Consider the following 22,661-nt stretch of genomic DNA (forward strand, 5'->3'; position numbering starts at 1 on the left):
AAGGATGTATCCGGCCTCCGTCTCAAGACGGGGTTCCAACCTGTACCTCAGCCCGTATGCTCTTTTCGTTAAATCGTCTATCATAAAATGAACAGAAATAAGGAATTCACATATTAAAATAAGAATGAGGGATGGATGGATCAATGTTGCTTCGTTTATGCAAATCTTCAATGCAGGCGGCCTGGATGGTGTGGGAAAGAGGGTTCGATTGGATTTCACGCTTTCGCGGCTCGCATACATCGCACTTTGGAATTTGCAAAGTCATGATTAAGAAACACCGAGGGGAGAGCATCGTCTGTGCGGACTCCACCATCATCGATAAAGGCGATCTGGTTGGGGAACTCCATCTCAATAATGAAACGATTCTGACGTTGATCAAATCCGAAGGCTCAGATCGCGCGGCGCTCATGACAGCCCGGCTTACACGGAAATCCATGCAGCAGATCAGCGAGGCGTTCGCAAGTCAGCCGGAGTTCAGAAAGGTGAAGGCGTTAGTCGGCATTACGCTGCTTCATCGTGGTTTGACACATGGTCTTGGTTTCGAACAACAACCGATGAAGTCCGACCTGTTCCAGCGCATAACAACGGCTTATCTCCGGTTATTGTTATCCGTCATGCATCCTGAAGGCAAGAAGCGGATTGGCCGCAAGACGGAACAATTGATACCGATGATGCTGATTCACTCCCGCAGCTCGCTGAGGAACCGATTTATGAGGGTGAAGAGGCTGTCCTTTCCAGAGGAATTATGTCTACCCCAATCAAGCTCCAATTCATGAAAACAAAAGATACTAAGAGCGTGGTGAGTAAGTTGCTTTCATCATGCTCTGTTGCAAAGGCGGGATAGGCATTCTTATTTGCCCGCTGCGGCGAGGCCGCAATTCTGATCGGATCGTTCACTCCGATCCCGTTTAAAATATTTACGATTTTATCCGGATGCATGAATTATCCGTTATGGAAGCTGCTCGGCTATGCGGCCATTGGCCGGGGGGTGAAGTTTTATGCAGTCGGTTTTCTCTTCTTTATATATGGCCGCGCGGCAGAGCATATGGTACATCAAGCTCTCACGATTACGCTGGTGGGCGTTGGCGTAGCGATTGCGGCAATTTGGTTTTTGATACGTAGGCTGCGCGAGCGGAGGAAGATAAGGGATGAACATCAATCGAGCGAAAAAACAGGAAATGGAGGCGACAAACAGGATGCAGTGGATCAGGCGAATTGATCAAACGATGTTCTTCTGGTGTAATCAACGGCTGAGCAGTCGGGCGCTGGACCGATTGTTCGGATGGATTACCCATTTGGGTGGAGCTTTGTTTACCATCATTTGCGCCGTGTCCTTGGCATGGTTCGCCGAGGGGGAGTTCGGCAGAATCGGGCTGCAAAGCTTGATCGCACTGGCCGTTAGCCATATCGTTGCTGTTCTGATCAAGAGAACGGTACGCAGAGAGCGGCCTTTCCGCAAGCTGGCGCAGGTGAAGGTAGGCAAGTTCCCGTTGAAGGATTATTCCTTCCCATCCGGCCATACAACCGCTATTTTCGCCCTGATTACACCTTTTATGTTGTCCTCATCGCCGGCAATGATGCTTGTTTTGCTTGGTTTGGCTTTGTTAGTGGCCATATCTCGGATTTATTGGGGCTATCACTATCCGATCGATTGTATGGCTGGCGGGCTGGTCGGATTCCTGACGGCGGTGCTGGTTGTTTTGTTCATGAATAGTTGAATTTCACGAGGGAGGCGATGGTTGATGAATAACATGAAACGGGAAAAGCTGCTGATTCTGTCCGGCGCACTCGGGGATGGACATATGCAGGCAGCCAAGGCGATTTTGGAGGCATCGGCGTTGTACAAACAGGGACTAGAGGTGAAGGTGGTTGACTTCATGGAATGGATCCATCCCCGCATGCATGTGGTTGAACGGTATTGCTTCCTGCAATGGGTGAAGCATATTCCTTCCTCATACGGATATATGTATCAGAAGACCCGGACGGACAGTACACTTATTTTCTTCCTGAAGCATTTTCGCACGACCAGCCTGCAACGGCTGCTCAGACTTCTGTATGAGGAACAGCCGACGTTGATTGTCAGCACGTTCCCGCCAGCATCAGCCGCCATTTCCTTGCTTAAGGAAAAAGAGATGACGGATCTGCCTGCGGCAACGGTCATTACCGACCATTCCGATCACAGCTATTGGATACATCCGTCTACGGATCTGTATCTGGTTGGCTCCGCAGGCGTGCGTGCAGCTCTGCAGAGAAAAGGCGTTGCTGACCACAAAATCGCTGTAACGGGCATCCCTGTTCGCCCATCTTACAGTCATCCCTACGATAAAGACCGGCTGCGTGAGAAGCTGGCCTTGGCTACTGACGCTTTTGTCGTGCTGGTGATGGGCGGCGGTTGCGGGATTATCGATAAATCCTTTATTGAGCAAATACACTCTGACTCTTTTCCCGCTAATGTGCAATTTGTCATCGTGTGCGGACGAAATGAGAAGCTGCTGCACCGCCTGCATGAAGCATTGGGAGATAGGGATAACGTCATACTGACAGGCTTCCTGGAGGGAATCCATGAATGGATGGCGGCCGCAGACGTATTGATTACCAAGCCGGGCGGATTGACGACCTCCGAGGCACTGGCACTTCAGCTTCCCATGCTGCTGCTGGAGCCACGGCTGGGGCAGGAAAAGGATAATGCCGATTATTTGATTCAAGCAGGAGTAGCGTACCTATGTCAGATTGACGATCTGCAGGATCAGCTGCAACGGCTGGTGCAACAGCCTTCCCTACTGGAAGCAATGAGGGAGAAGGCAGGGCTGTGCAGACAGCAGGATTCCGCCAGACAAGTAGTTATGCGAATTCTGAGCATGCGGAGCGGTACACAGGAAGCAAAAAGCGTTTGCTCTTTGTAGCAGTATACTTCAGCTTATTTTTCGCTAAGGGGGATAACAACGTTGCTTGTTAAGTATTTGTTGATTGGACTCATAGGTTTTATCAGTCTTTATATGCTAATTCCCAGTTTTTTGCCTCGAATAATCAGATTAGGGGCCTTTCGCAAAGGAACGACCAAGAACCAGGTGGCATTCACGTTCGACGATGGGCCGCATCCGCAGTATACACCGGAATTATTGGATTTATTGCAGGAGTATCAAGTGAAGGCCACATTCTTCGTGCTTGGCTCGCAGGCGGAGCTGCACCCGGATTTGATCAGAAGAATACATGGTGAAGGTCATCAGATTGGAATCCACAATTACGATCATGTTTCCAATTGGTTGATGCTTCCCTGGACAGTGCGGCGTGATCATATGGAAAGGACCGCAGATATTATTGAATCCATTATTGGAAAAAGACCGGATCACTACCGTCCGCCATGGGGGCTCATGAATGCTTTCGATTTCTTTCATCCCAAATCGTACCGCATCGTACTCTGGTCCTTGAAGGCGGGGGACTGGCGCAGTAGAAGCTGCCACAAGAAGCTGAAGGCAACGCTGCTGAACGGAATTACGGACGGATCTGTTATTTTGCTGCATGACAGCGGAGATTCGCCGGGAGCGGACCGGCACGCACCATATTTTATGCTGCGTGCTCTGGAGGAAGTGCTGCATCAATTACAGGGACGCAACTTGCAATTTGTTCGTCTGGATGAAATGGCTTGACTAAGAAGGAGTGGAATATGATGAGGGGGAGGAGCGCGTTCAAGCTTTCTACGCTGACGCTGTTTACGGTGCTTTTTTGCACAGAGTTTGTCCGAAGCGCTTTTTTGTTCTCGTTCCTGCCGAACTTTGCCGTCAACGAGTTGGGGCAAACTGTTGCTTTGGTCGGTCTTGCCGTCTCGCTTCATTATACAGCCGATACGCTGATTAAATGTGTGGCCGGATATTTGCTGGACAGGTTTTCGCTGCGCTGGCTGCTGCCCGCCACTTTCGCCCTGATGCTGTTCGGACTAGCCGTCGTGTTCTTTAGCCCGTATGCTTGGGGGCTCGTGGCCGGTTCCGTGATGCTTGGGATGGGGGCGTCGCCTATATGGCTCATTTGTCTGGAGAAAATCCGGCTGACGGAGCGGGCGGCCCAGATGGGAGCGATATATACCGTGTGGCTGGCCTGCATCGGTCTGGGACCGGTCACGATCAATCTCACCTTCGATTATGGCTTCGAACCTGCCTTCCAGCTGATGGCTGCGCTGCTCGTCGTCGGCTGTATCGCATCGTCCGCGATGAACAGAACAGCCCCCTTGCATCTCCAGAATGTTAGCTTTGCCGAACAAGCGGCAGGACTGCGAAGAAGGCTCGTTCAGCTGAAATGGCTGCTGCCAGGCATGATCCTGCAGATGACCGCCGCGGGATTACTGCTGCCGGTACTGCCCGGTTTTGCCGCTAACCATCTCGGTCTGAGCCAGCCGCAATATTCGTTAATGCTCATATTAGGCGGTGCCGGTGCCATGCTGTTTCTTGTCCCGATGGGGAAGCTGGCGGATCGATGGGGGCACAAGCAAATGCTGATCGCCGGTTTCGTATCACTTACGGCCGTATTAGTTCTGTTAGTCGTATCCATGCCGCCACCTGCATTGACGATGCTGTTTGCCTTTATGCTGGGATTGTCCTATTCAGCCGTGCTTCCGGCCTGGAATGCGGTGCTGTCGTACCTTGTTCCGGAGGATCAGAAGGGGACCGGGTGGGGAGTACTCTCCGGGATTGAAGGGCTCGGCATTATGATTGGTCCGGTCATCGGGGGATGGATAGCCAGCCAGTATACGACTGCCTCTGCCATTAGCATCAGCGCTGCTTTGCTGGCGGTTCTTGCACTTTTTTATTTGATTTTGCCGCAAAACAAGCTTGTCCCGGCTGGCGGAGCGGCCTTGCAGCACAAGAGGGAGAATGTTCACGGACCTGATCGGGTTAGTTGAACAAGTGTGACAGCACCTTGACTGCTTTTTTCTTGCTCTACTGTTTTTCTATAGAAATAAAAGATCGGCTCTGGCTTCCTGCTGTCCATCGTACTATAATAAGCTAAACCGTTTATTTCCGGCCATGTAGGGGCGGAAACGGGATCTAAACCACAAGGAAAGGATGCGTGTCTATGGAAAAGGACCTGACCGGTATGGCACCAGGACAGCATTGGAAGGTGGGGGAGCCCGGGGATGGCCGGGAAAGCGACGTCATGACAGACAGCCACATGGAGACTGGGGAAGCGGAACAAGAGGGGACCGGCGAAGGGCATGTCCAGGCATTTTTCCAGGAGGAAAGGGAACTGCAGACCGGGCTGAAGGATATCTTGCCAAGGTATGTGGACATGAAGAGGTACACCTCGCGGGAAACCAAGGAGAAGCGCCGTGCCAAACGGTGAATAAATAGCAAAAGTAATAATGAAACAGTCCGAACCAACTACTGCAGAATCTGCAGAATGCAGGTATGGGTGCAGATCATGCGGATCAACTGTTTCAAACTTAGTTAAAAAAGGTATGTGTAAATCAAATACACATGCCTTTTTTTGTTGCCCTCATGTTTCAGCTGCCCAGATTATAAAACAAATTTTCATACATATGCATTAATAGGGTGGCACATTTTACACATAAAAAGATAGGAGGAGCGAGTATGCCGAAACCATGGCTGCTTCAGGAATCTACATATGAGGAGCAGCAGCAGGCCGCCTTGAAAAGGTATGAGGCCAGAAGCGGAGAGCGGAAGAAGGCTGCCATGCGTATGCAGGCGAGCAACCCTGTGGAGGCGGCCTCACCGGACAGAATTGCAGTCCGGGAGGCCGCCATAGACCCGCGGGACGGACTTGGGCTGGAACGGGTCATCGGCAATGACGACCTGTTCCCGGTGTCTTATCTTGAGGGGGGCCTGCAGGCGGCCAAATCCGTCTGCAGAATTGAAGTCAGAGATCATATCGGCAGAGTGACCGGTTACGGTACAGGTTTCCTGGTGTCTCCATCGCTGCTGCTTACCAATAACCATGTGCTGTCCCATGAGGATGACGCGCTGTACAGTGTGGCACAGTTCAACTATGAGCTGGGTTTGAATTTCAAGCAACGTCAGATGAAGAGCTTCAATTTTGTGCCCAAGCGGCTGTTCCTGACCGATCCGGAGCTGGATTTCACCCTTGTCGCAGTGGATGAGGCGGCGTCGGACGGAACGCCGCTGAACGATTTCGGATATTTAGAGCTGTACAGCGAGCCCGGTAAAATCCTGGAGGGTGAATATGTATCCATCATCCAGCATCCGCAGGGGGCGCCGAAGATGGTGGCCATCCGCGAAAATCGCGTGATCGACATGCTGAAGCATTTTATCCATTACTCCACGGATACGCAGGCCGGCTCGTCCGGTTCGCCTGTCTTCAATGATCAATGGATGGTAGCCGCCCTGCACCATGCGGGAGTGCCTGATCCGAATGACAGCTCCGTATTCATCGCGAATGAAGGGGTGCGCATCAGCAGTATTCTACAGAAGATTGAGCAAAAGAGAGCGGAGTTGAATGCGGAGCAGCGGCAGCTAGTGGATCAGATGGTGCACCATTTGGACATCTCCGGGCAGCCAGCCGAAACGGTTGAAGAGCTTGCGCTGGAGTGGTATGAGCATTCCACGGGTTATGATTCTGATTTTCTAGGTGTGAACTACAAGATTCCGCATCCTGCTCTGCGCGGTGATCTGGAGGAGGATGCTGCTCCACTGATAGACGGAGGGCGAGTTCTGAACTACACTCACTTCTCGGTTGTGATGAGCAAATCGCGGCAGCTTGCGTTTTATACAGCTGTCAATATTGATGGTAGCCAGTTGAGAGACATCGGCCGTAATGACCGCTGGCTGTTCGATCCCCGAATGGACCGGAAATATCAGTGTGGGCCTCCCGTATACGAGCATCCGGACATCGACCGTGGACATCTGGTGCGCAGACGCGATCCGGTATGGGGTGAACGTGCTGCGGAGGCGAATGAGGATACCTTCCATTTTACCAATGCTGCTCCGCAGCATAAGAAGCTGAACCAGCAAATCTGGCTCGGTCTGGAGGATTACATTCTGCGGAATACAGATGAGCATAGTCTCAAGGTGAGCGTATTTACCGGTCCGGTGTTCCGTGAGGATGACATCGAATACCGTGGAGTACGGATTCCGGCGGAATTCTGGAAGGTGGCTGTGATGGTGAAGACGGACGGCAGGCTGTCCGCCACCGCCTATCTGCTCAGTCAAAAAAGCTTCATTGACGACCTGGAGTTTGCCTTCGGCGAGTACAAAACGTATCAGGTGCCGATCCAGCAGATCGAGGAGCTGACCGGGCTCGGGTTCGGGGAGCTGAAGCAGCATGATCCGCTGCATGGACAGGAGGCCGTGGTACAGCGGGTGATTACCGAGCCGGGTGACATTGTGCTGTAAAAGGATATGGAGACCGCTTCTATGGAGAAGTCGGTCTCTTTGTCTACTGTGAATTACGGCGATAGATGGTTTTCCTATATGTAATTCAGAACATAAAAACAATAAAAATCTGGAAAAAAAATCTTGATGAAAACGTTAACATTGGTTAGAATGATGTTACATCCTGGTAAGTGCCTACGGTATTTAAAAATTTATGGGAGAGGAGGCCGCAGGAGCAGTTTTATAGAAACTATCTTTTTTTGCTTGTTTTTTTCAATAAACTAAAATTGTAGGAGGAATAGCGAATGAGTAATGTGAAGACGTTTGGCTTTGGCAAGTCCGCTTTTGTGGCTGTTCTGTCTTTAGGTTTATCCGCTTATCTCCTGGCACCTGTTCCTACCGCCGAAGCAGCTTCCGTGGCGTCTGATACTTATCAGGAAGCTTTTGCCGGAACGCTGGCTGCAGGTGATCTGTATGTCGCGCCTAATGGTCAAGCATCAAATCCTGGCACGCTCGCCAGCCCCACAACCTTGGAAAATGCGATCACTCTTGTGCAGCCGGGGAACACGATTTATCTTCGCGGGGGAAATTATGCTTATTCATCCACTGTGACCATTGGACGGGATAACAATGGTACGAGCAGCTCACGTAAGAACCTCGTGGCCTACAACGGTGAGAAACCGGTCTTTGATTTCTCTGCCCAAGAATTTGATTCGGCTAACAGAGGGTTACAGCTCTTTGGCAGCTACTGGTATGTAAACGGCATTGAAGTGAAAAATGCGGGAGACAATGGCATCTTTATTGCCGGCAACTACAACCGGATTGAGAACGTGGAAACCCACCATAACCGCGATACGGGCCTGCAGATTAGCCGTTATGCATCCACGGCAGGGTTCGATGAATGGCCGAAGTATAACGAGATCATTAACTCTTATTCCCATGATAACTATGATCCGGATAACGGTGAGGACGCCGACGGATTCGCGGCGAAGCTGACCGTAGGTCCGGGCAATGTGTTCAACGGGTGTGTGGCTGCGTACAATGTGGACGATGGCTGGGATTTGTATAGCAAATCGGAGACAGGCGCTATCGGTCCAGTTACCATCCTGAACAGTGTGGCTCATCATAATGGACAAACCTCGGACGGCACCTCCACCACAGACAGCGACGGCAACGGCTTCAAACTGGGTGGGGACAAGATCGCAGTCAACCACATCGTGAAGAACAGCATCGCTTTCCAGAACAAGAAGCATGGCTTCACATATAACAGCAATCCGGGCAGCATCACGATGACGAACAACACCTCCTGGGACAACGGGGGCAGCAACTTTGCGTTCGATAAAGGCACCCATATCTTCACCAACAATCTGTCATTCGACGGCGGATCCAGCGACAAGACCAGCGGAACGGATACGGACGGCTCCAATGTGTGGTGGAAAAACAAAAAAAGCACAAACGCCAAGGGTCTGACTGTAAGCGCCGCCGATTTCGTAAGCATGGACCCGCAGCAAATCACACGTAACAGCAATGGCTCATTTAGTCTCGGTAATTTCCTGAAGCTGGCTTCAGGCAGCGACCTGATCGGCTCAGGCACTCCCGCAGGCACGAATATTGGAGCACGATAACGCGATAAGCAGAACGATGAGCTTAGTCTGGGACGAGCAGGATTGTGGCAGTAAAAAATAAAAAAAGGTATGGAGAGGTTCTATTCTGTATGGGTGAATTGAATATTTGGCTATGCTGAAAAAGGACCTTCACTGCAGGGAAGGTCCTTTAGGTTTCTATTTTTTCTTGGCAGGGGCCCACTTGAAGCCGCAGTTCATGCAGCCGTTTATAATTTCATTTCTGCTGATAAATCCGACCAGGATGCTTACGGGGACAGAAAAAAGAATAGAAATCCCACATAGAATATAAACAGTATATAGCAAACCTTCGTTAATCATAGGGACTGTTAAGAAAATAAGCATTGATCCACATACTACTATAAGTAGAGGAAGAACCCCCATCCATCCAAGAGTAATGAACATTTTCGCAAAACTATAGCCCTTTTTATTGGCTACTACCTGAGTTGATTTGCATTTCCTGCAGGCCACTGAGCCAGCACTTCCCGATACGTTCATTGGACTGCCCATTCTCTCGTCCTGAGCCGCCGCTGTTCTATGTACTTGGGAGTTAGCCGCCCCGGATTGCCTTCCAGCCGTTCTGTTTGCTTGAGGTGTTGCAGCCCTTTTTGCCTGATTACTGGTCGTACTGGTATTTCGTTGCACTTCTTTAGACTCCCTCCACATGATATTGTTAGGCATAAAGAACTATTCGGCAAAACTTGCCAAAAACCTCTTTTGCAGAACGATGGGGAATATGCGTTTTATAGGAAAAGAATAGAATGGTTAAGCTTGTAGAAAAAAAAGGACCTTTGCCGATTGGAAAGGACCTTATTGATTGTTTTCGTGTACAGTTTTTGCGTTTTTTTATGAGAAAATATGACTTTTATGCGTATCTTAATGCTATAATGATAGATGTACAACACACCTTGAGTGGGCGCACCCTCCGAAAGGAGGTGATGCGTATGAACATTTCGTTCGGTGAAGTTTTAACCTTCGGGATCTTCCTGCTAGCGTTACTCACTTACATCGATAAACGAAAGTGACCCTACTCTAGGTTGGCACCAGTGAGGGTCACTTCTTATCAAGTAGCACCAATTTGGAGGGTTACCCCACTCAAGCTGTTGTACTGGGGACCGGCGGCCACCGGTCCTTATTTCTATCTTTACTTTACCACACCCCTTTTTATACCTCAAGCTTAGACCCAAAATCAGTTCATCTAAACTGCCGGATTATGGCACAAAGGAAATGAAGCAAATTTGTATGGTACAATAGCGATAAAATAAGTCAGCAGCGGATGGTCGATATCAATGAAAGAAACTCCAATACTTTCTTTTATAAAACAACATTATGTTAAGGCAGGAGAGGAGCTCCAGCCAGGTCAGCAGCTATCCGGTTATTTTGAGCTGGACATTATGAAAAGCTCTGCCAGAACCTACAAACGGTCAGCCATGCTTAGCGGGGTAATTTCGGATGAAAAAGTTGATGGTCCAGCAGATCCGACAGGTTCAGCAGACCCCGCAGATCTCACGTTAGATAGGTTACTCTTGATTTTTCATAGCGCCCAAGTCAAAAAATCTGAACAAGATTTGTATAGAGCTAGTCCGGCCATAAATCAGGCAACGATTCAAAACTGGTTTCGAAAAGGGCTTATCTACCGCAAGAGTGAGTACGCTCAGGATAGCAGAACTGTGAAGCGTTCTGTATATGTCATGGGTTATGTCCTTAGTTTGTTACATACACAGAGAAGGGAAGCAGAGCGGGCGGAAATGTCCGGGCAGCTCGATCACTTGTACGCTGAGGCGAGACGTCTTTACGATGAGCTTCCTCATGCTCTGATTCTATCGAAACAGCAACGGCTGGCAATAGAGAAGTTGACACAATATATGGAAGTTTTGATTGAGGCTCTTCGTGAAGCGTGTCATCTCGTATCTCTTGAACCAATCTCGCAAGCTATGGATATGAACTGGAGAAGCAGCAAACAGATCAGATATGTACATTTTCTACTGGCATTATGCAGCATCCGCATGAAAACAGGGCAGTTTGACTGGAAGGAGATCGGGGCGGCTTATTTTGGACAGATTGGCGGCTCGAAGGTTTTTGATAAAGATAAAAAGGATTTTCTTGACAAGCTGGAGAGGGCAGTGGATATGCCGCTTTCTTATCTCGGACTTGTCAGCACCGGAGCCATAACGCCCATTTATTTTGCAGGCGCATTGCAGACAGGGGACTTGAATTATCCGCAAGGATATCTGCATGCTACAACGGATCTGACTGTATATGAGTTGGAGATGGCCACTTCATGCCGAAATATATGGCTGGCAGAAAATAGAGCCTTGCTTACGCGGATGTGCTCTGATCCGAATTTTCTTGTCGAGAGCGAAAGTTTGGTCATCGGACTGGACGGGCAACTGCGCAGCGGTCATCGCAAGCTTGTTCATGATATTATACAGCATTCCCCCTCCATAGAGCAGGTGCTGGTTTGGTGTGACACGGATCAGGCAGGTCTGCTCATTGCGGCATCGGTACGGAAAATCCTCGATCATTTTCCTCTGCAGTCGGTAAAATGGATTTTGACTCCCCCGGACACCCGGCAGGCCCGGATTTTCAACTCGTGGGAAGATTATGAATCTCAACTACAAGCAACGATTGAACACAATAGACCAACTGAGCAGGAGGAATTTTTGGGAGGAAGAGAACTTTGGACAACCTGGATAAAAAGCTGATTTCCATATTTGAGTCAGATGCTGATGCACCTTTGGTTAGAGAATCTTTACGTGATTTGATCAAATTGTCAGGGGTGCTCAATGAATTGCGGGAATATTTTGAAGAGCCGATAAAGGTGCTTCATATCCTGCAGCTGCTGAATTTGATTCACGAAGAAGCCCTTGGGCTAGAGCAGCCGCTTGAGGATGCGAATGCCCTATATTACCGTTACCGTAACAGGTATGGTGCAGAGCCGCCCTTGTCGATCGAACGTCTTCTTTTTATTCTCGAAAAATACAATTGGGTGATCCGTACCAAACGGCGCATTTTAATGATGGATGTCGGCAAACGTTTAATGGACGTGCTGATCCGGCTGGCCAATGATTCTCTTGCCTATTACATGCGTGACGAAATCGCGCGGTCCTTGTTTCAGGCGGCAAGGGATGCCGACTTGAGTGAAGCCTATGATGATAAAGGGATTTCCGGCGGCAATCGTCTGGCAAGTATGGTGAGAAATGTGGAGGAGGCTGTTGAAAAGCTGCAGGAGCGTCAGCTTGAATTTTTGGCGGACAGACATGCTCTTCCTCAGGTGAAAATCATTGTAGAATTGATGAGGCAGTTGGACCAACGCCTTAATGAGCGGATGGACAAGCTGAAAACCTTTGAAGAAGGCATGAAATGGAGCAGTCTCTTTAAAAAGGGGACGGACATTATGCTGCAAGGCACACAGATCAGCTTGTCCACCCTGCAAAAAATATTGAAATTTGCTCATATCCAGCAGACAGAGATTGGTGTGCAAATCGATCCTGTCTCTTTCAAGCGTTATGTCATGGATTCGTTCTATAAAAAGCCGGACTCGACCATGCCGAATGGAGTTGAGATTCTGAGCTTTATGGAGCAGGACCGGGATGAAGGGGAGCGTCTTGACGGTCTGTGGGTACCTGTCAAGTTTGCTTCCCCCATCCCGGAAGCGCAGTTGATGAGTGCCATAGATTACCTGGAGCATTACACGCCGGCTGTAGGTCCCATTGAATCTTATCCGGAAGAAGAGTTTGCAGTTGCGGCTGAATTAACGGAAAGTGAACTGGCTGACCAAATGGAAGAAGCAGCCTGGAATATAACAAGAACGATGATTCGCACCGAGGATGTGGAAAAGGTGCTGATCGAACACAAGCAGATCGGAATCGAACCTCTGGTATTGGAGGCCGGATCTGAACAATGGGCGGATGCGGTCAATGCTTTGCTTGCCGTGTCAGCGATTGTGTCGAACCGGCAGGCGGAAATGACGCAGGAAACAGATGAGATTGAGGAAGAAGCCTCATCAGATCAGCGAAAGGAGTGGGAGTGGATTGACAAAGCAGACGGACGATATATTATCCGAAGCCATGGAGACGGAAATCGAAAAGGATAATGATAATTATGTTGATAACTATCGTCCTTTATCCGTGATGGCGCACCTGAACACGGTTCTGACACCGGATGAAGAGCATGCTTTTATGCAGATTATGTTTTCCTCATCTGCTACTGTGCGAAGTGACAATTTCGGATTGTCGAGACGGGAGGTCATGCGGCTCTTGAAGCTGAAGCCTGAGGAAACGCAGGCGTTTCATCAGTTTATAGAACGAATTAACCAATCCGTGGCGCGTTATTTTCAATTGGTATACGACAAGCGGCGTGATCAGACCGTGCTTCTGATGCGTGTTCCGGCCCAGCAGGCTAAGGAAATGCTGTCTGCTGAAAGCCTGGCCATGCTGATGTTTATTTTTTATCATCAGGACGTATTGCAAAATGAATTTACGCTGTTCACCCAGCTGGTTGAAGCGTTCGGTCATGAGACGCTTGATATCCGGCGGAAAATGCAGGCAGCTCTGGGGGCCTTGCTCAAAATTGGCGCCATTGCCAGATTCAGCGGTGAGACTGACGAAGAGGCATATGAGCTGACAGCTATTGGGAGCCGAATGTTCAGCAATTCGTATCTGAAACGGTTTACGGAGTTTAGCCAGTCGCAGCAGCTGCATATGGATGAAGTGCTTAAATTTTTCAAGAGATACAACATGGGGGCGGAGAACGAAGAATGATTCCTTGGGAGATGAAGATTTCGGGAATACGCGACTATCCGGCAACCGTCCTGGACTTATCCGGGATTATGGAACATATTTTGATCACGGGTCCTAACGGGTCGGGGAAATCGACGTTGACCTTTTGCATGGGTGCCGTGCTCGGTTCGGCCAAGGTCGAACTGGAGGGGCTGCGTTCCAAAAATATCGGAAGTGATGAGGTATGGCATGCGCAGATTCACCTCGTTTTCGCCAATATTGGAGAGAAGCCTGTGGATGCCGCGCGTTATGTGCAATTTTCCCTTCACCTGGAGCAGAAGCCTGGAGAGCCGCTGAAAAGGCAGTATTGGATTCGGGAAGGGGAAGAGATTGGAGCATGGGAGCGGGAAACCCGCTACACTACCGGGGATGGCGTGAATCATCTGCGGGAGTACCGATATCAGCTGCAGCATAAATATGTTGTGGATCCGGATGCCTTTTATCTGATCTGGTACCAGCAGGATGTGAACCAGTTTGCCACGATGAGGCCGGAGGAACGTTTTCGCATATTTAGTGAGATGACACGCATTGACAATATGCAGCGGACGTGGGAATCGGCCAAGGAAAGGCTGAAGGATGCCGAAAGAGCGCGCCAGGAGGCGGAAAATAACCAACACCAGCATAAATTCGACCTTGACCGCTGGCAGCGGGAGCGGGACCGTCTTTTAACACGCAACCAAAACCGTCTGGATAACCTGCGTCTGTTCGTGCGCACGTCCGCCGTGCTTGCAGAGCGTTATAAAGGGCAGCAGCAAGGGCTGTCAGGTCAACTGGAGCAGCTTGACATCGAGTATGGCGAAACGAATGAGCGTAAATCAAGCTTGGCCCTGGACCGTGAAAGGCTGGAGGAAGACCGGACTGCACGCCAGAATCAAAAGCAGGCGCTGGAGCTGAAGCTTGAGGCCGCCGAGCTGCAAATAATAGGGCTGCGTGAGGACATAGAAGTGCGGGAGAAGGAGCAGGTTGAGCTGGTCGAGCGTCTGCAGACGCTTGCTGATCAGATTCGAAGCATCCCTTTTAACCAGGAGGCGGTAGTTGAGCGGCTTGGACGTTCAGCCCGGATGCTTGAGCAAAGCCGTACGGAAGTGGAGATGAAACGCGAAAAGCTTCAGCTTTTGCAAGAACAGCTCGACGATCTGCAGGAGACCATTTCTCATTTGCATGTTCGGATCGATCAGGACCGGGAAGAGGAAAAAAGGTTCAGTGAGGTTTTGCAGGAATATAGGGACAGTGCGTTTGTTCAGCAGCAATTGGAGCTTCTGGATGCGCGTTATGTTCATTTGCAGGATCAAATCCGTCAAGCTCACCGCCAATTGGAGCAATTAACGGAGGAGGAGAGCTCTTTAAAGTCTGACCGAATCCTGTCCAGGCGGCAGGAGCAGTCCGTGAAGCAGTTCAGAAGAATGGGAATTCAGGCGTACACCATGCAGCAGCTGCTAGAAATGGACGGCCGTGCCTCATTGGAACAGGAATTTGTGCTGGAGGCGGTGAAGTATACCGTCTTTGTGGAAAGCAGAAGCTTCATCCCGCCCAATGATTTGATTCATGTCGAGCTGCCGTCCATTGTTCCTGAGCGTTCCATGGAACGCTTGGCTGACCTTCAAGTACAGGTCAAGGAAAATCTGAGCGATGACATGTATGCTGCCGCGCAGAAAGTGATGTGGTGGCTGCACGAGCTGCTGCTTGGGGTGCGCGGTATCCAGCTGAGAGATGGGATCCTGCTTGAAACGGGCGCGCGGCGCGGACCACAGGAGGAACGTCAGTGGCTGCTGCATACGAAAGGCATGCAAATCCGGCTGCAAAGGCTGCAGGAGGAAAAGAAGAAATTACAGGAGCAGCTGAATACTCATACATCAGAGTGGGAGCAGGTGAACCAGCGGCTGGCTCTGTATCGGTCCGCGCTGCCGCGTGTGCAACAGGCGGAAGTTTTCTTCGCAGACAGCGCCGGGCGGGAGCTGAGGATCAGGCAGCTGGCCCAGTATACGGCCGAGCGAGAGCAGAAAAAGAAATTGCGATATGAACTGGATCAGGAGATATCCGTTCAGCGTGAACAGATCGCCGAGCTTGCCCAGGAGTGCAGACAGCTTGAGACATATCTCGATATTTACAAGCAGTATGAGCATGAGCGTGAACAGGTTGAACGGCTGCAGCTTCTGGAGCATGAGCTGAAGGAGCTGCATGATAAGCGATCCAAGCTGGAGTTTGAAATTCGGGAGCTGGGCAGCGCCATATCCGGCCTGGAAACCTCCATTGAGAGTACCAAGCGCAGATTGCGGGACAAACGCAGCTCCTGGGAAGATGCGGAAGCCGAGCTGGAGCACATCCGGCGCCAGCAGAGCAGGCTTACCGAGGAAAGTGAAGCGATCCAATTGAATCAGGCCCGGATCGACGTGGAACTGAAGCAGTGGCACGAGAAGCTGGCATTTATGTGGGAGGAAGCGGAGACACCCCCTTCAGAGACACATGATGCGGAACCAGCCAGCCCCGTTAACGACGCCATTCCTCAGACAGAGGCTGTACTGATGGGGGAGCGCGAAAGGGCAAGAGTCCATTTACAAAATGCCTGTAATGAGACGGTGAACGAATATGCCATTGACAATTATGAAAGAACCAAAGAGGCCTATGATCGTGGGGCTGAAGAGGTGCAAAACGCCAGGCTGCTGATGGAGCAATTGGAAGATCAGCTGCAGGAGCTGGAGGACAAGCTGTTTAATACCATTCGTAATGAGGTGCATCGGGTCAATACCAAGTTTGTGATGTACATGGACAAATTCGGTTTTGATGGTGAGGTATCATGGCAGCATCAGGAAGGCAAACATGGCGAGCTTAGATATTATCTCTATGTTCGTGCACGAAAGCAGGGGCACCGGGGAGATATGGAGGAAGTGAGCCTGAAGGGAAGAGGCAACAAGGTAGGCAAAGGAGTTTCCGGCGGGGAGGAATCACTCAGTTCACTGCTGTTTGCGCTTGCTTTATTAAAAACAATAGACTCCAACCCAGGGTATATCATACTCGACGAGTTTGATAGTGCGCTAGATGAGAGCCGCAAGGCGAGAGTGTTTGAGCTGTACGAACAGGAGTTGGCTCGTAAAATGATTATTTTGTCCCCGAAATCGCAAAATAACGATTATTTGGAGCATTTCAGCAAAGCTTTTGTAGTTTACCATGATCCCACGATCCCGCAAAGCCAGGTCATCCGGATTCGCAAGAGTGGTCATGCCTGATTTTGCGGCAGCTCATTCAAGAAGCCCAATAATGATGTACTTAGTCTGGGATTGATCATAACGATGCGGATTAAACAGCTTTTTGTAAACATGCTTCCGACTCCGTTATACTAGAAAGGCAAGCTTATTTAAAAGCCTTATGGAACAGGGAAGTTGCGTGTATTGAATATCTCATGATTAGAGGAGAGTGTGAAGGATGTATACAACTTTCAACGGATTTCTGGACGATTGGAAGCAGGAAGCTGCGCTTACGCTGCAGGTGCTGGACAAGCTGACGGACGATTCATTGAACCAGAAAGTATCGGACGCGCAGCCGCGCACGATCGGCGAGATTGCGTGGCATGTTGTGCAGAGTGTGCCGTTTTTTGTGAATCAGATTGGGCTTCAGCAAGAAATCCCAGCCTCAGAGGAAGGCTCCGCAGCCGCCATCGCACAAGCGTACCGCCGCGCCAGCGAGGCGGTAGTAGCAGAGTTGAACGCAAATTGGGCGGATCAGGACGACAAGCTGCCTCAGCCGCTCAAGCTGTTCGGAGTCATCGATACGACTGTCGGCGGTGTCTTGAATGGGCTTATCCGCCACCAGATTCACCATCGTGGTCAAATTACGATTTTGATGCGTCAGGCGGGATTGGCGGCACCGGGCGTGTACGGGCCGAACGAGGAAGAGACGGCTGCCATGAGGGCGGCACAAGCCAACTCGTAGTGTTAGTCTGAGAATAATTTATCAATGATCAAGCCCGCCGCTCCTGATGAAGCGGCGGGCTTTTTACACTTTATTTCGTTTGGTGAAGTGCTAACCTTCGGGATTTTCCTGATTGCGTTACTTACTTACCTTGATAAACGGAAATGACCCGCTCACAGGTTGGCACTGTGCGGGTCAAATCTTCCATAGCAACAATTGGAGGGTTCCCCCACTCAAGTGGTTGTGCTGGGGACCGACTGCCATCGGTCCTTATTTCTATCATTACTTTACCACAATGGTTTTTATACCTCAAGGCCATAACGTTTTATTGAAGCTTGAAAATAGGAGATCTCCGCAATCCACAAGTGATGGATAACTTCTCTGTGACTTGGTTGTGGAGATTTTTGTGTACATAATGAACTTTAATAACCTCTGCGATCTCTTATTTTTGAAAAGGGGTGGGAGCTTGAATGTCAGCCGTCTTGTTAAACAAGCCCAAAAAGGCAACAAGGAAGCTTTATTACAACTAATTATGGCTGAAAAGGACGCTTATTATCGTCTTGCCTACAGCTACATGAAAAATGAACATGACGCCATGGATGCCATGGAGGACATGATTGTTATGGTTTATGAAAAGCTGGATCAATTGCAAAAAGGCGAAGCCTTTTACAGCTGGAGCAAAACTATTCTTGTCAATCGCTGCAAAACACTGCTCCGCCAAAAGGAACGATTGCTTCTGCTGGGACATGACCAAGAACCATCGCTTGCTGCATTAACTGACGGCAATCCATATCGTTACACGGAGTCCGAGATGGACATGCAGATACTGCTCTCTCATTTGAATGCCAGGCAGCGGGAAGCCATCGAACTCCGTTTTGTACATGATCTAGCGTATCAGACGATTGCGGACATGACAGGTGCGCCGATTGGCACCATCAAATCAAGAGTTTCAAAAGGTGTACAAAAATTGAAAGCTATGATGGGAGGTGATCGTTATGAAAACGATCGAGGAGAGATTACAGGAGCACAAACAGATCATGAGTACCGTAAAGGCACCGTCAGAACTTGAGGGCAGACTGCGAAGCGCACTTGAGAATGTTCCTGTTAAGCAAAGAAATAAGAACAGAGCAGTTACGTGGATTGCATCGTCAGCCGCAGCACTCCTGCTGATGGTCGGAGCTTATCAATATCCTGCATTTGCTTATTACGGAGGTAAGTTATTTAATACAGCCGAGCTGAGCTCTTTAAACTTTGATGAACTGGCAGAGCAAGGATATGGACAAACCGTCAACCAAAGCAAAACGCTTGATGACGGCACGGTCATTACCATTAACGGTGTTATTGCAGACGATAACGGATTGCTCATGTATTACACGATTGATCGACCCGCAGGTTCCATATATGATGACAATGGTTCATTCCGTTATAACGTGAACAAAATACAAGGGTTTTTGACGGATTCAGTTCCGAAAGAAGGGGGCGGCAATCATAGCAAAGACGAGACCCATTACGAGGGTGTACAAAAATTTTATCCGGTTAGTCCATTCTCCAGAACATTAACCGTTACATTCAGTGAGTGGCTGGATAATGGGGAGCGGGCATCCTATCCCATTTCCTTCAATTTTGAAGCGAATAGAGCGATGAAGAGTTTGCTTAAACAGGACATTTCAAAATCCGTTTCTGTCGATCAGGGAACTGTCTATTATGACTCCATTACGGCTTCACCAACCTCAACCATCGTGAAGGGACATTATAAAATGGATTATGAAGGATACCCAAGATTTGATGGCACAACAAAGCTTTATGTGAATGGAACAGAAGTAAAATCATGGGGAATGCGGTCGGATAGCTTCGCAGAAAAAGGCATCCCGGGATTTGAGCTTGAATTTGATGTGCTTCCGACAGACAAGGTGGAAACCGTTGAACTTGTGCTAAAAGATTTCCCTGGATATCAGAAAGTAGACAAAGCTATCTCCTTAGCCTCGCCATCAGATCAATCCATTAAAATCGGCAATGAAATGCTATGGATCCGAAGCGTCACCAAAACCGATGCAGGCTATGATGTCGTGATTGCCAGAAAACAATTTACTGTCTTGGACACTGAAAATTTATCCGTTCAAGCCGGTGGTATCGTAGTACCCGTATCATCAATATCCTCATCACGTCCGTGGGATCTGAAAAACGGCAATATCCTGTGGGAGCAGACGTATTCTTTTAACACAAAAGAGAAACCAGAATTTCTGCTGTTGGATGGATTTCATTACATTAAAACCTATGACAAGAAAGTATCTATTCCTGTGGGTGTGAAAAAATGAAATCATACAGCTCGGACATATAATCAAGGAAATGATGGATTCACACTTTTGCAAGGATAATCCCTTGTGCTGTAAGGCCTTAATTGGTCGCGGTCGCTCCTTACGCAGGATCGTGGATTGAAATACTTGGATCGCTCAGATTGTTGATCTGAACGTCGAGGAGATAATTTATAGAAAACCCGCCAATCCATAATAAGGGAGTTGGCGGGTAAGAAATTTTATTTCTTTGTTGCTAATTCTAATAACTCCTGAAGAAAATCATACATCAAAAATGCATTGGTACAACGCTGTAACGAATGATCATCTTGAAAGATATAATCCCAAGAATCGTTATACTTGTTTGTTTTATATGAGCGTCCTGGAAAATGATCTCTTAGTAAAGTCTCGACTGGGTTTTGCGTAGTTTGCTGTTTCATAAACCCCACAATTCGGTTCCCTTTCTCGCTATTGGGAACATTTAATTCATCAAAAACTAAATGTTCTAAATTCTGTGAAAGATAAAACAATCGATATGGAACTTCAGTCCTTTTGTAGGTGATATTTCTTAATTTTCGAGCATTGGAGGTGTGTTCAAGTTTTAGTTTGTTTCGCAATTGTATTTTTGCCTGTTGAGCGATGGAGTTTACATATATCCCATTATTATCATATTTCAGATTTCCATCCTGCTGTGGATCAACTATAATTTTATCGTCATTAATAAAAGCCCCATCTGTATCCGTAAAATGTAAGATCCCTAAGAAGTCAGAAACCCTAAGATTATCCATTCGGTCTGCGAAAAACTCTCGCACTCTATCTCGAATAGGGGTATTTTGTTTTTGTAAATCAGTAAAAATATCTCCGTTATAGGCTTTTATAACAATATGTTCATCCTTACAAATTTTTTGCAATTCATCATAGAAGAAGAAACTATCTGATTCACCTTCCACAATCGTGAACAATGCTTTTTTTCTTTTAGTCGCCATTCTGTAACCCCGCTTCAACAAAAGAACGTACAATATTTACAGGATTTGTCTCTTCATACAAATATTCAGATTGGCCTCCTACTAAGATAGCACGCAAGTAGACGTTCCGCATGTTATTGTTTTTCTGAATACCGCTTAATTTAATGTACCGTCTATTTTCATTAACTGTCGTAAACCAAACATTCTGTGAGGATAGCTTTTCAAGCACTCTTAAGTTATGGGAAGTGAAAAATAGTTGACCTTTACTATGATTTTGAAATATCTCTATAAGCTCACCAAGCAGGTATTCAAATACCCCTGCATCAAACTCATCAACAACCACAATCGCGGAAGGATTGTGAAATGCTGATATTAATGAGGTTGTAACTGCAAAAAGCTTAAGTGTTCCAGCGGATTCAGCCTTCAATGGTAAGACTGTATCCCCTTTAATAGAGGTAAACTCAGCACGGACACCTTCCCCCCCTGTAGTTAAGGTTGTCGGGCCCCTATCTTTTAGCTGCACTTTCAATCCTGGAATGATCGCACTAACGACAACATTATTTCTCTCAATTATGTTGGCAAGATAGCTGTATTGTTCTTTAGATAAGGAAACTGGATCACTAATATTATATGTGCTGTTCTCCGGTAATTTTGAACCTATATCATAAAATAAGTAGGAAGGGAATACACCTTCTTGCAGGTTCTTAATCACCAAAAGATTTTTGGAAAGCTGTTCCCTTAAAGCTCTGTAAATGACTAGTTCAACATCACTAAATAATTTATCTGCTTGACTCCTGATCAACTTACTAAAAAAAAGTGAACCATCAACCTGATCTGATAATAATTTAATACCAGTTAGAAGAGCCTCAATTTCTTGTTTCGGCTTACGTCGCAATTCAATCGATTTATTCTCATCGTTTTCATAGTGGAACATTTTGCGATATGATTTTTCTTTCGCACTTACACTTTCTGATTTAACAATCATTTTATCTTCCTGATACTCTAAGTTAACTCTGTATCGGGCTTTGTAGCAATTTGCATTTTGTTGCAAAATAAATTCAAATTCCAAGGAAAGTGTTTTTTCACCCTCATAAATTAAACGTTGATTCTTTCCAGGAAGTGGTTGCGCATTCAATAAGCTCTTCAAAAGAGAAAATGCCTCCACTACAGCAGTTTTCCCTGAACCATTCTGCCCATAAAAACCGACCACTTGCGCATCTAAAATATTGTCGTTATTTAGATCTAGATCTATTTTTCCATAACGAACATTCTTAATGTTCTTCATTTCAACTGAAAAAACTTTTACTTCGCATTCCATATTCAATGCACCACGCTCCCTTTGCTTCTTAGATATATAGTATCACATTTCTTTGAACTAAATACACCTATTTTAATAATAATTATTAAAAATAACATGTGATAATCAATTTTAAATACAATAAAATTGATAAATCAATACAAAATGTTTGAATATTGAATTTGAATCTACACTACCGGGACTAGACAGTTAAAAATGGCCCTCTTCTAAGAACAAAGTAAAGTCTATTCCGTTAATGGATATAAATATTATTTACTGATACAACTGTTTTAAACTTGTTGGATATACTAAACTTGGACGAATAAAAAGAGATCAAGAGAAATACCACTACATCGTAAGTTTAAAAGTATATTTGTGTAGACAGAACATCTGAAAAACTACTTCTTTTTTGATAATTTCTTATCCATCCAAAATCGATATATTAAGAGTAAAAATAGG

Annotated in this window: 18 protein-coding genes and 1 pseudogene; 16 read left to right on the plus strand and 3 right to left on the minus strand. The window is 47.6% G+C overall.

The features are described 5' to 3' along the window. Positions 1-143 precede the first annotated feature (143 nt). From ACE5LO_RS10935 to ACE5LO_RS10975, 9 genes and pseudogenes are all read left to right on the plus strand, one after another. Positions 144-776 carry a YkoP family protein gene (locus ACE5LO_RS10935; RefSeq protein ID WP_375520052.1) on the plus strand — a complete coding sequence of 211 codons (633 nt, stop codon included), beginning with the start codon at positions 144-146 and terminating at the stop codon, positions 774-776. Between the two features lie 74 nt (positions 777-850). After that, positions 851-1,219 (plus strand): annotated as a pseudogene (locus ACE5LO_RS10940) (YqaA family protein); the annotation flags it as partial. Then, a complete protein-coding gene (locus tag ACE5LO_RS10945; RefSeq protein WP_375520053.1) occupies positions 1,197-1,718 on the plus strand; it encodes a phosphatase PAP2 family protein in 522 nt (173 codons plus the stop codon). The pseudogene ACE5LO_RS10940 and the gene ACE5LO_RS10945, both read left to right, overlap by 23 nt. Positions 1,719-1,742: 24 nt before the next feature. Then, positions 1,743-2,903, plus strand: a complete 1,161-nt coding sequence (locus tag ACE5LO_RS10950) for an MGDG synthase family glycosyltransferase (protein WP_375520054.1) — start codon at positions 1,743-1,745, stop codon at positions 2,901-2,903. Between the two features lie 42 nt (positions 2,904-2,945). Continuing rightward, positions 2,946-3,647: a polysaccharide deacetylase family protein gene (locus ACE5LO_RS10955; protein ID WP_375520055.1), complete on the plus strand. Its 702-nt coding sequence runs from the start codon at positions 2,946-2,948 to the stop codon at positions 3,645-3,647. A 17-nt stretch (positions 3,648-3,664) separates the two neighbouring features. Beyond that, positions 3,665-4,894, plus strand: coding sequence for an MFS transporter (locus ACE5LO_RS10960; RefSeq protein ID WP_375520056.1), 1,230 nt, complete (start codon positions 3,665-3,667; stop codon positions 4,892-4,894). Positions 4,895-5,067: 173 nt separating this feature from the next. Beyond that, positions 5,068-5,334 (plus strand): hypothetical protein, encoded by a 267-nt coding sequence (locus ACE5LO_RS10965; protein WP_375520057.1) that lies wholly within the window; start codon positions 5,068-5,070, stop codon positions 5,332-5,334. A gap of 248 nt (positions 5,335-5,582) precedes the next feature. Beyond that, positions 5,583-7,361: a DNA/RNA non-specific endonuclease gene (locus ACE5LO_RS10970; RefSeq protein ID WP_375520058.1), complete on the plus strand. Its 1,779-nt coding sequence runs from the start codon at positions 5,583-5,585 to the stop codon at positions 7,359-7,361. A 284-nt stretch (positions 7,362-7,645) separates the two neighbouring features. Further along, a complete protein-coding gene (locus ACE5LO_RS10975) occupies positions 7,646-8,965 on the plus strand; it encodes a right-handed parallel beta-helix repeat-containing protein (RefSeq protein ID WP_375520059.1) in 1,320 nt (439 codons plus the stop codon). A 156-nt stretch (positions 8,966-9,121) separates the two neighbouring features. Here ACE5LO_RS10975 and ACE5LO_RS10980 read toward each other — a convergent pair whose 3' ends face one another. Continuing rightward, positions 9,122-9,607 (minus strand): hypothetical protein, encoded by a 486-nt coding sequence (locus ACE5LO_RS10980; protein WP_375520060.1) that lies wholly within the window; start codon positions 9,605-9,607, stop codon positions 9,122-9,124. Positions 9,608-10,632: 1,025 nt separating this feature from the next. Between ACE5LO_RS10980 and ACE5LO_RS10985 the strand changes: the two genes are divergently transcribed. From ACE5LO_RS10985 to ACE5LO_RS11015, 7 genes are all read left to right on the plus strand, one after another. Beyond that, the gene (locus ACE5LO_RS10985; RefSeq protein WP_375520061.1) at positions 10,633-11,667 is read left to right on the plus strand and encodes a Toprim sub domain-containing protein; all 1,035 of its coding nucleotides are present in this window, start codon (positions 10,633-10,635) and stop codon (positions 11,665-11,667) included. Continuing rightward, positions 11,643-13,058, plus strand: coding sequence for a hypothetical protein (locus tag ACE5LO_RS10990; RefSeq protein ID WP_375520062.1), 1,416 nt, complete (start codon positions 11,643-11,645; stop codon positions 13,056-13,058). Before ACE5LO_RS10985 ends, ACE5LO_RS10990 begins: the two co-directional genes overlap by 25 nt. Next, complete coding sequence (locus ACE5LO_RS10995; protein ID WP_375520110.1) at positions 13,033-13,725, plus strand: hypothetical protein; 693 nt, start codon at positions 13,033-13,035, stop codon at positions 13,723-13,725. The genes ACE5LO_RS10990 and ACE5LO_RS10995 overlap by 26 nt, the downstream gene beginning before the upstream one ends. Beyond that, positions 13,722-16,967 carry a coiled-coil domain-containing protein gene (locus tag ACE5LO_RS11000; RefSeq protein WP_375520063.1) on the plus strand — a complete coding sequence of 1,082 codons (3,246 nt, stop codon included), beginning with the start codon at positions 13,722-13,724 and terminating at the stop codon, positions 16,965-16,967. Before ACE5LO_RS10995 ends, ACE5LO_RS11000 begins: the two co-directional genes overlap by 4 nt. Positions 16,968-17,163: 196 nt before the next feature. Next, positions 17,164-17,670, plus strand: a complete 507-nt coding sequence (locus ACE5LO_RS11005; RefSeq protein ID WP_375520064.1) for a DinB family protein — start codon at positions 17,164-17,166, stop codon at positions 17,668-17,670. 445 nt (positions 17,671-18,115) lie between these two features. Continuing rightward, complete coding sequence (locus tag ACE5LO_RS11010; RefSeq protein ID WP_375520065.1) at positions 18,116-18,718, plus strand: RNA polymerase sigma factor; 603 nt, start codon at positions 18,116-18,118, stop codon at positions 18,716-18,718. Continuing rightward, positions 18,645-19,964, plus strand: a complete 1,320-nt coding sequence (locus tag ACE5LO_RS11015; protein ID WP_375520066.1) for a DUF4179 domain-containing protein — start codon at positions 18,645-18,647, stop codon at positions 19,962-19,964. The genes ACE5LO_RS11010 and ACE5LO_RS11015 overlap by 74 nt, the downstream gene beginning before the upstream one ends. Before the next feature lie 218 nt (positions 19,965-20,182). On the opposite strand, the gene ACE5LO_RS11020 is transcribed toward ACE5LO_RS11015, so the two are convergent. Continuing rightward, positions 20,183-20,926 carry a hypothetical protein gene (locus ACE5LO_RS11020; protein WP_375520067.1) on the minus strand — a complete coding sequence of 248 codons (744 nt, stop codon included), beginning with the start codon at positions 20,924-20,926 and terminating at the stop codon, positions 20,183-20,185. Beyond that, complete coding sequence (locus ACE5LO_RS11025) at positions 20,916-22,223, minus strand: AAA family ATPase (protein WP_375520111.1); 1,308 nt, start codon at positions 22,221-22,223, stop codon at positions 20,916-20,918. Before ACE5LO_RS11025 ends, ACE5LO_RS11020 begins: the two co-directional genes overlap by 11 nt. Positions 22,224-22,661 lie beyond the last annotated feature (438 nt).

The organism is Paenibacillus medicaginis (genome assembly GCF_042138635.1).
GTDB classification, from domain to species: Bacteria; Bacillota; Bacilli; order Paenibacillales; family Paenibacillaceae; genus Paenibacillus; species Paenibacillus medicaginis.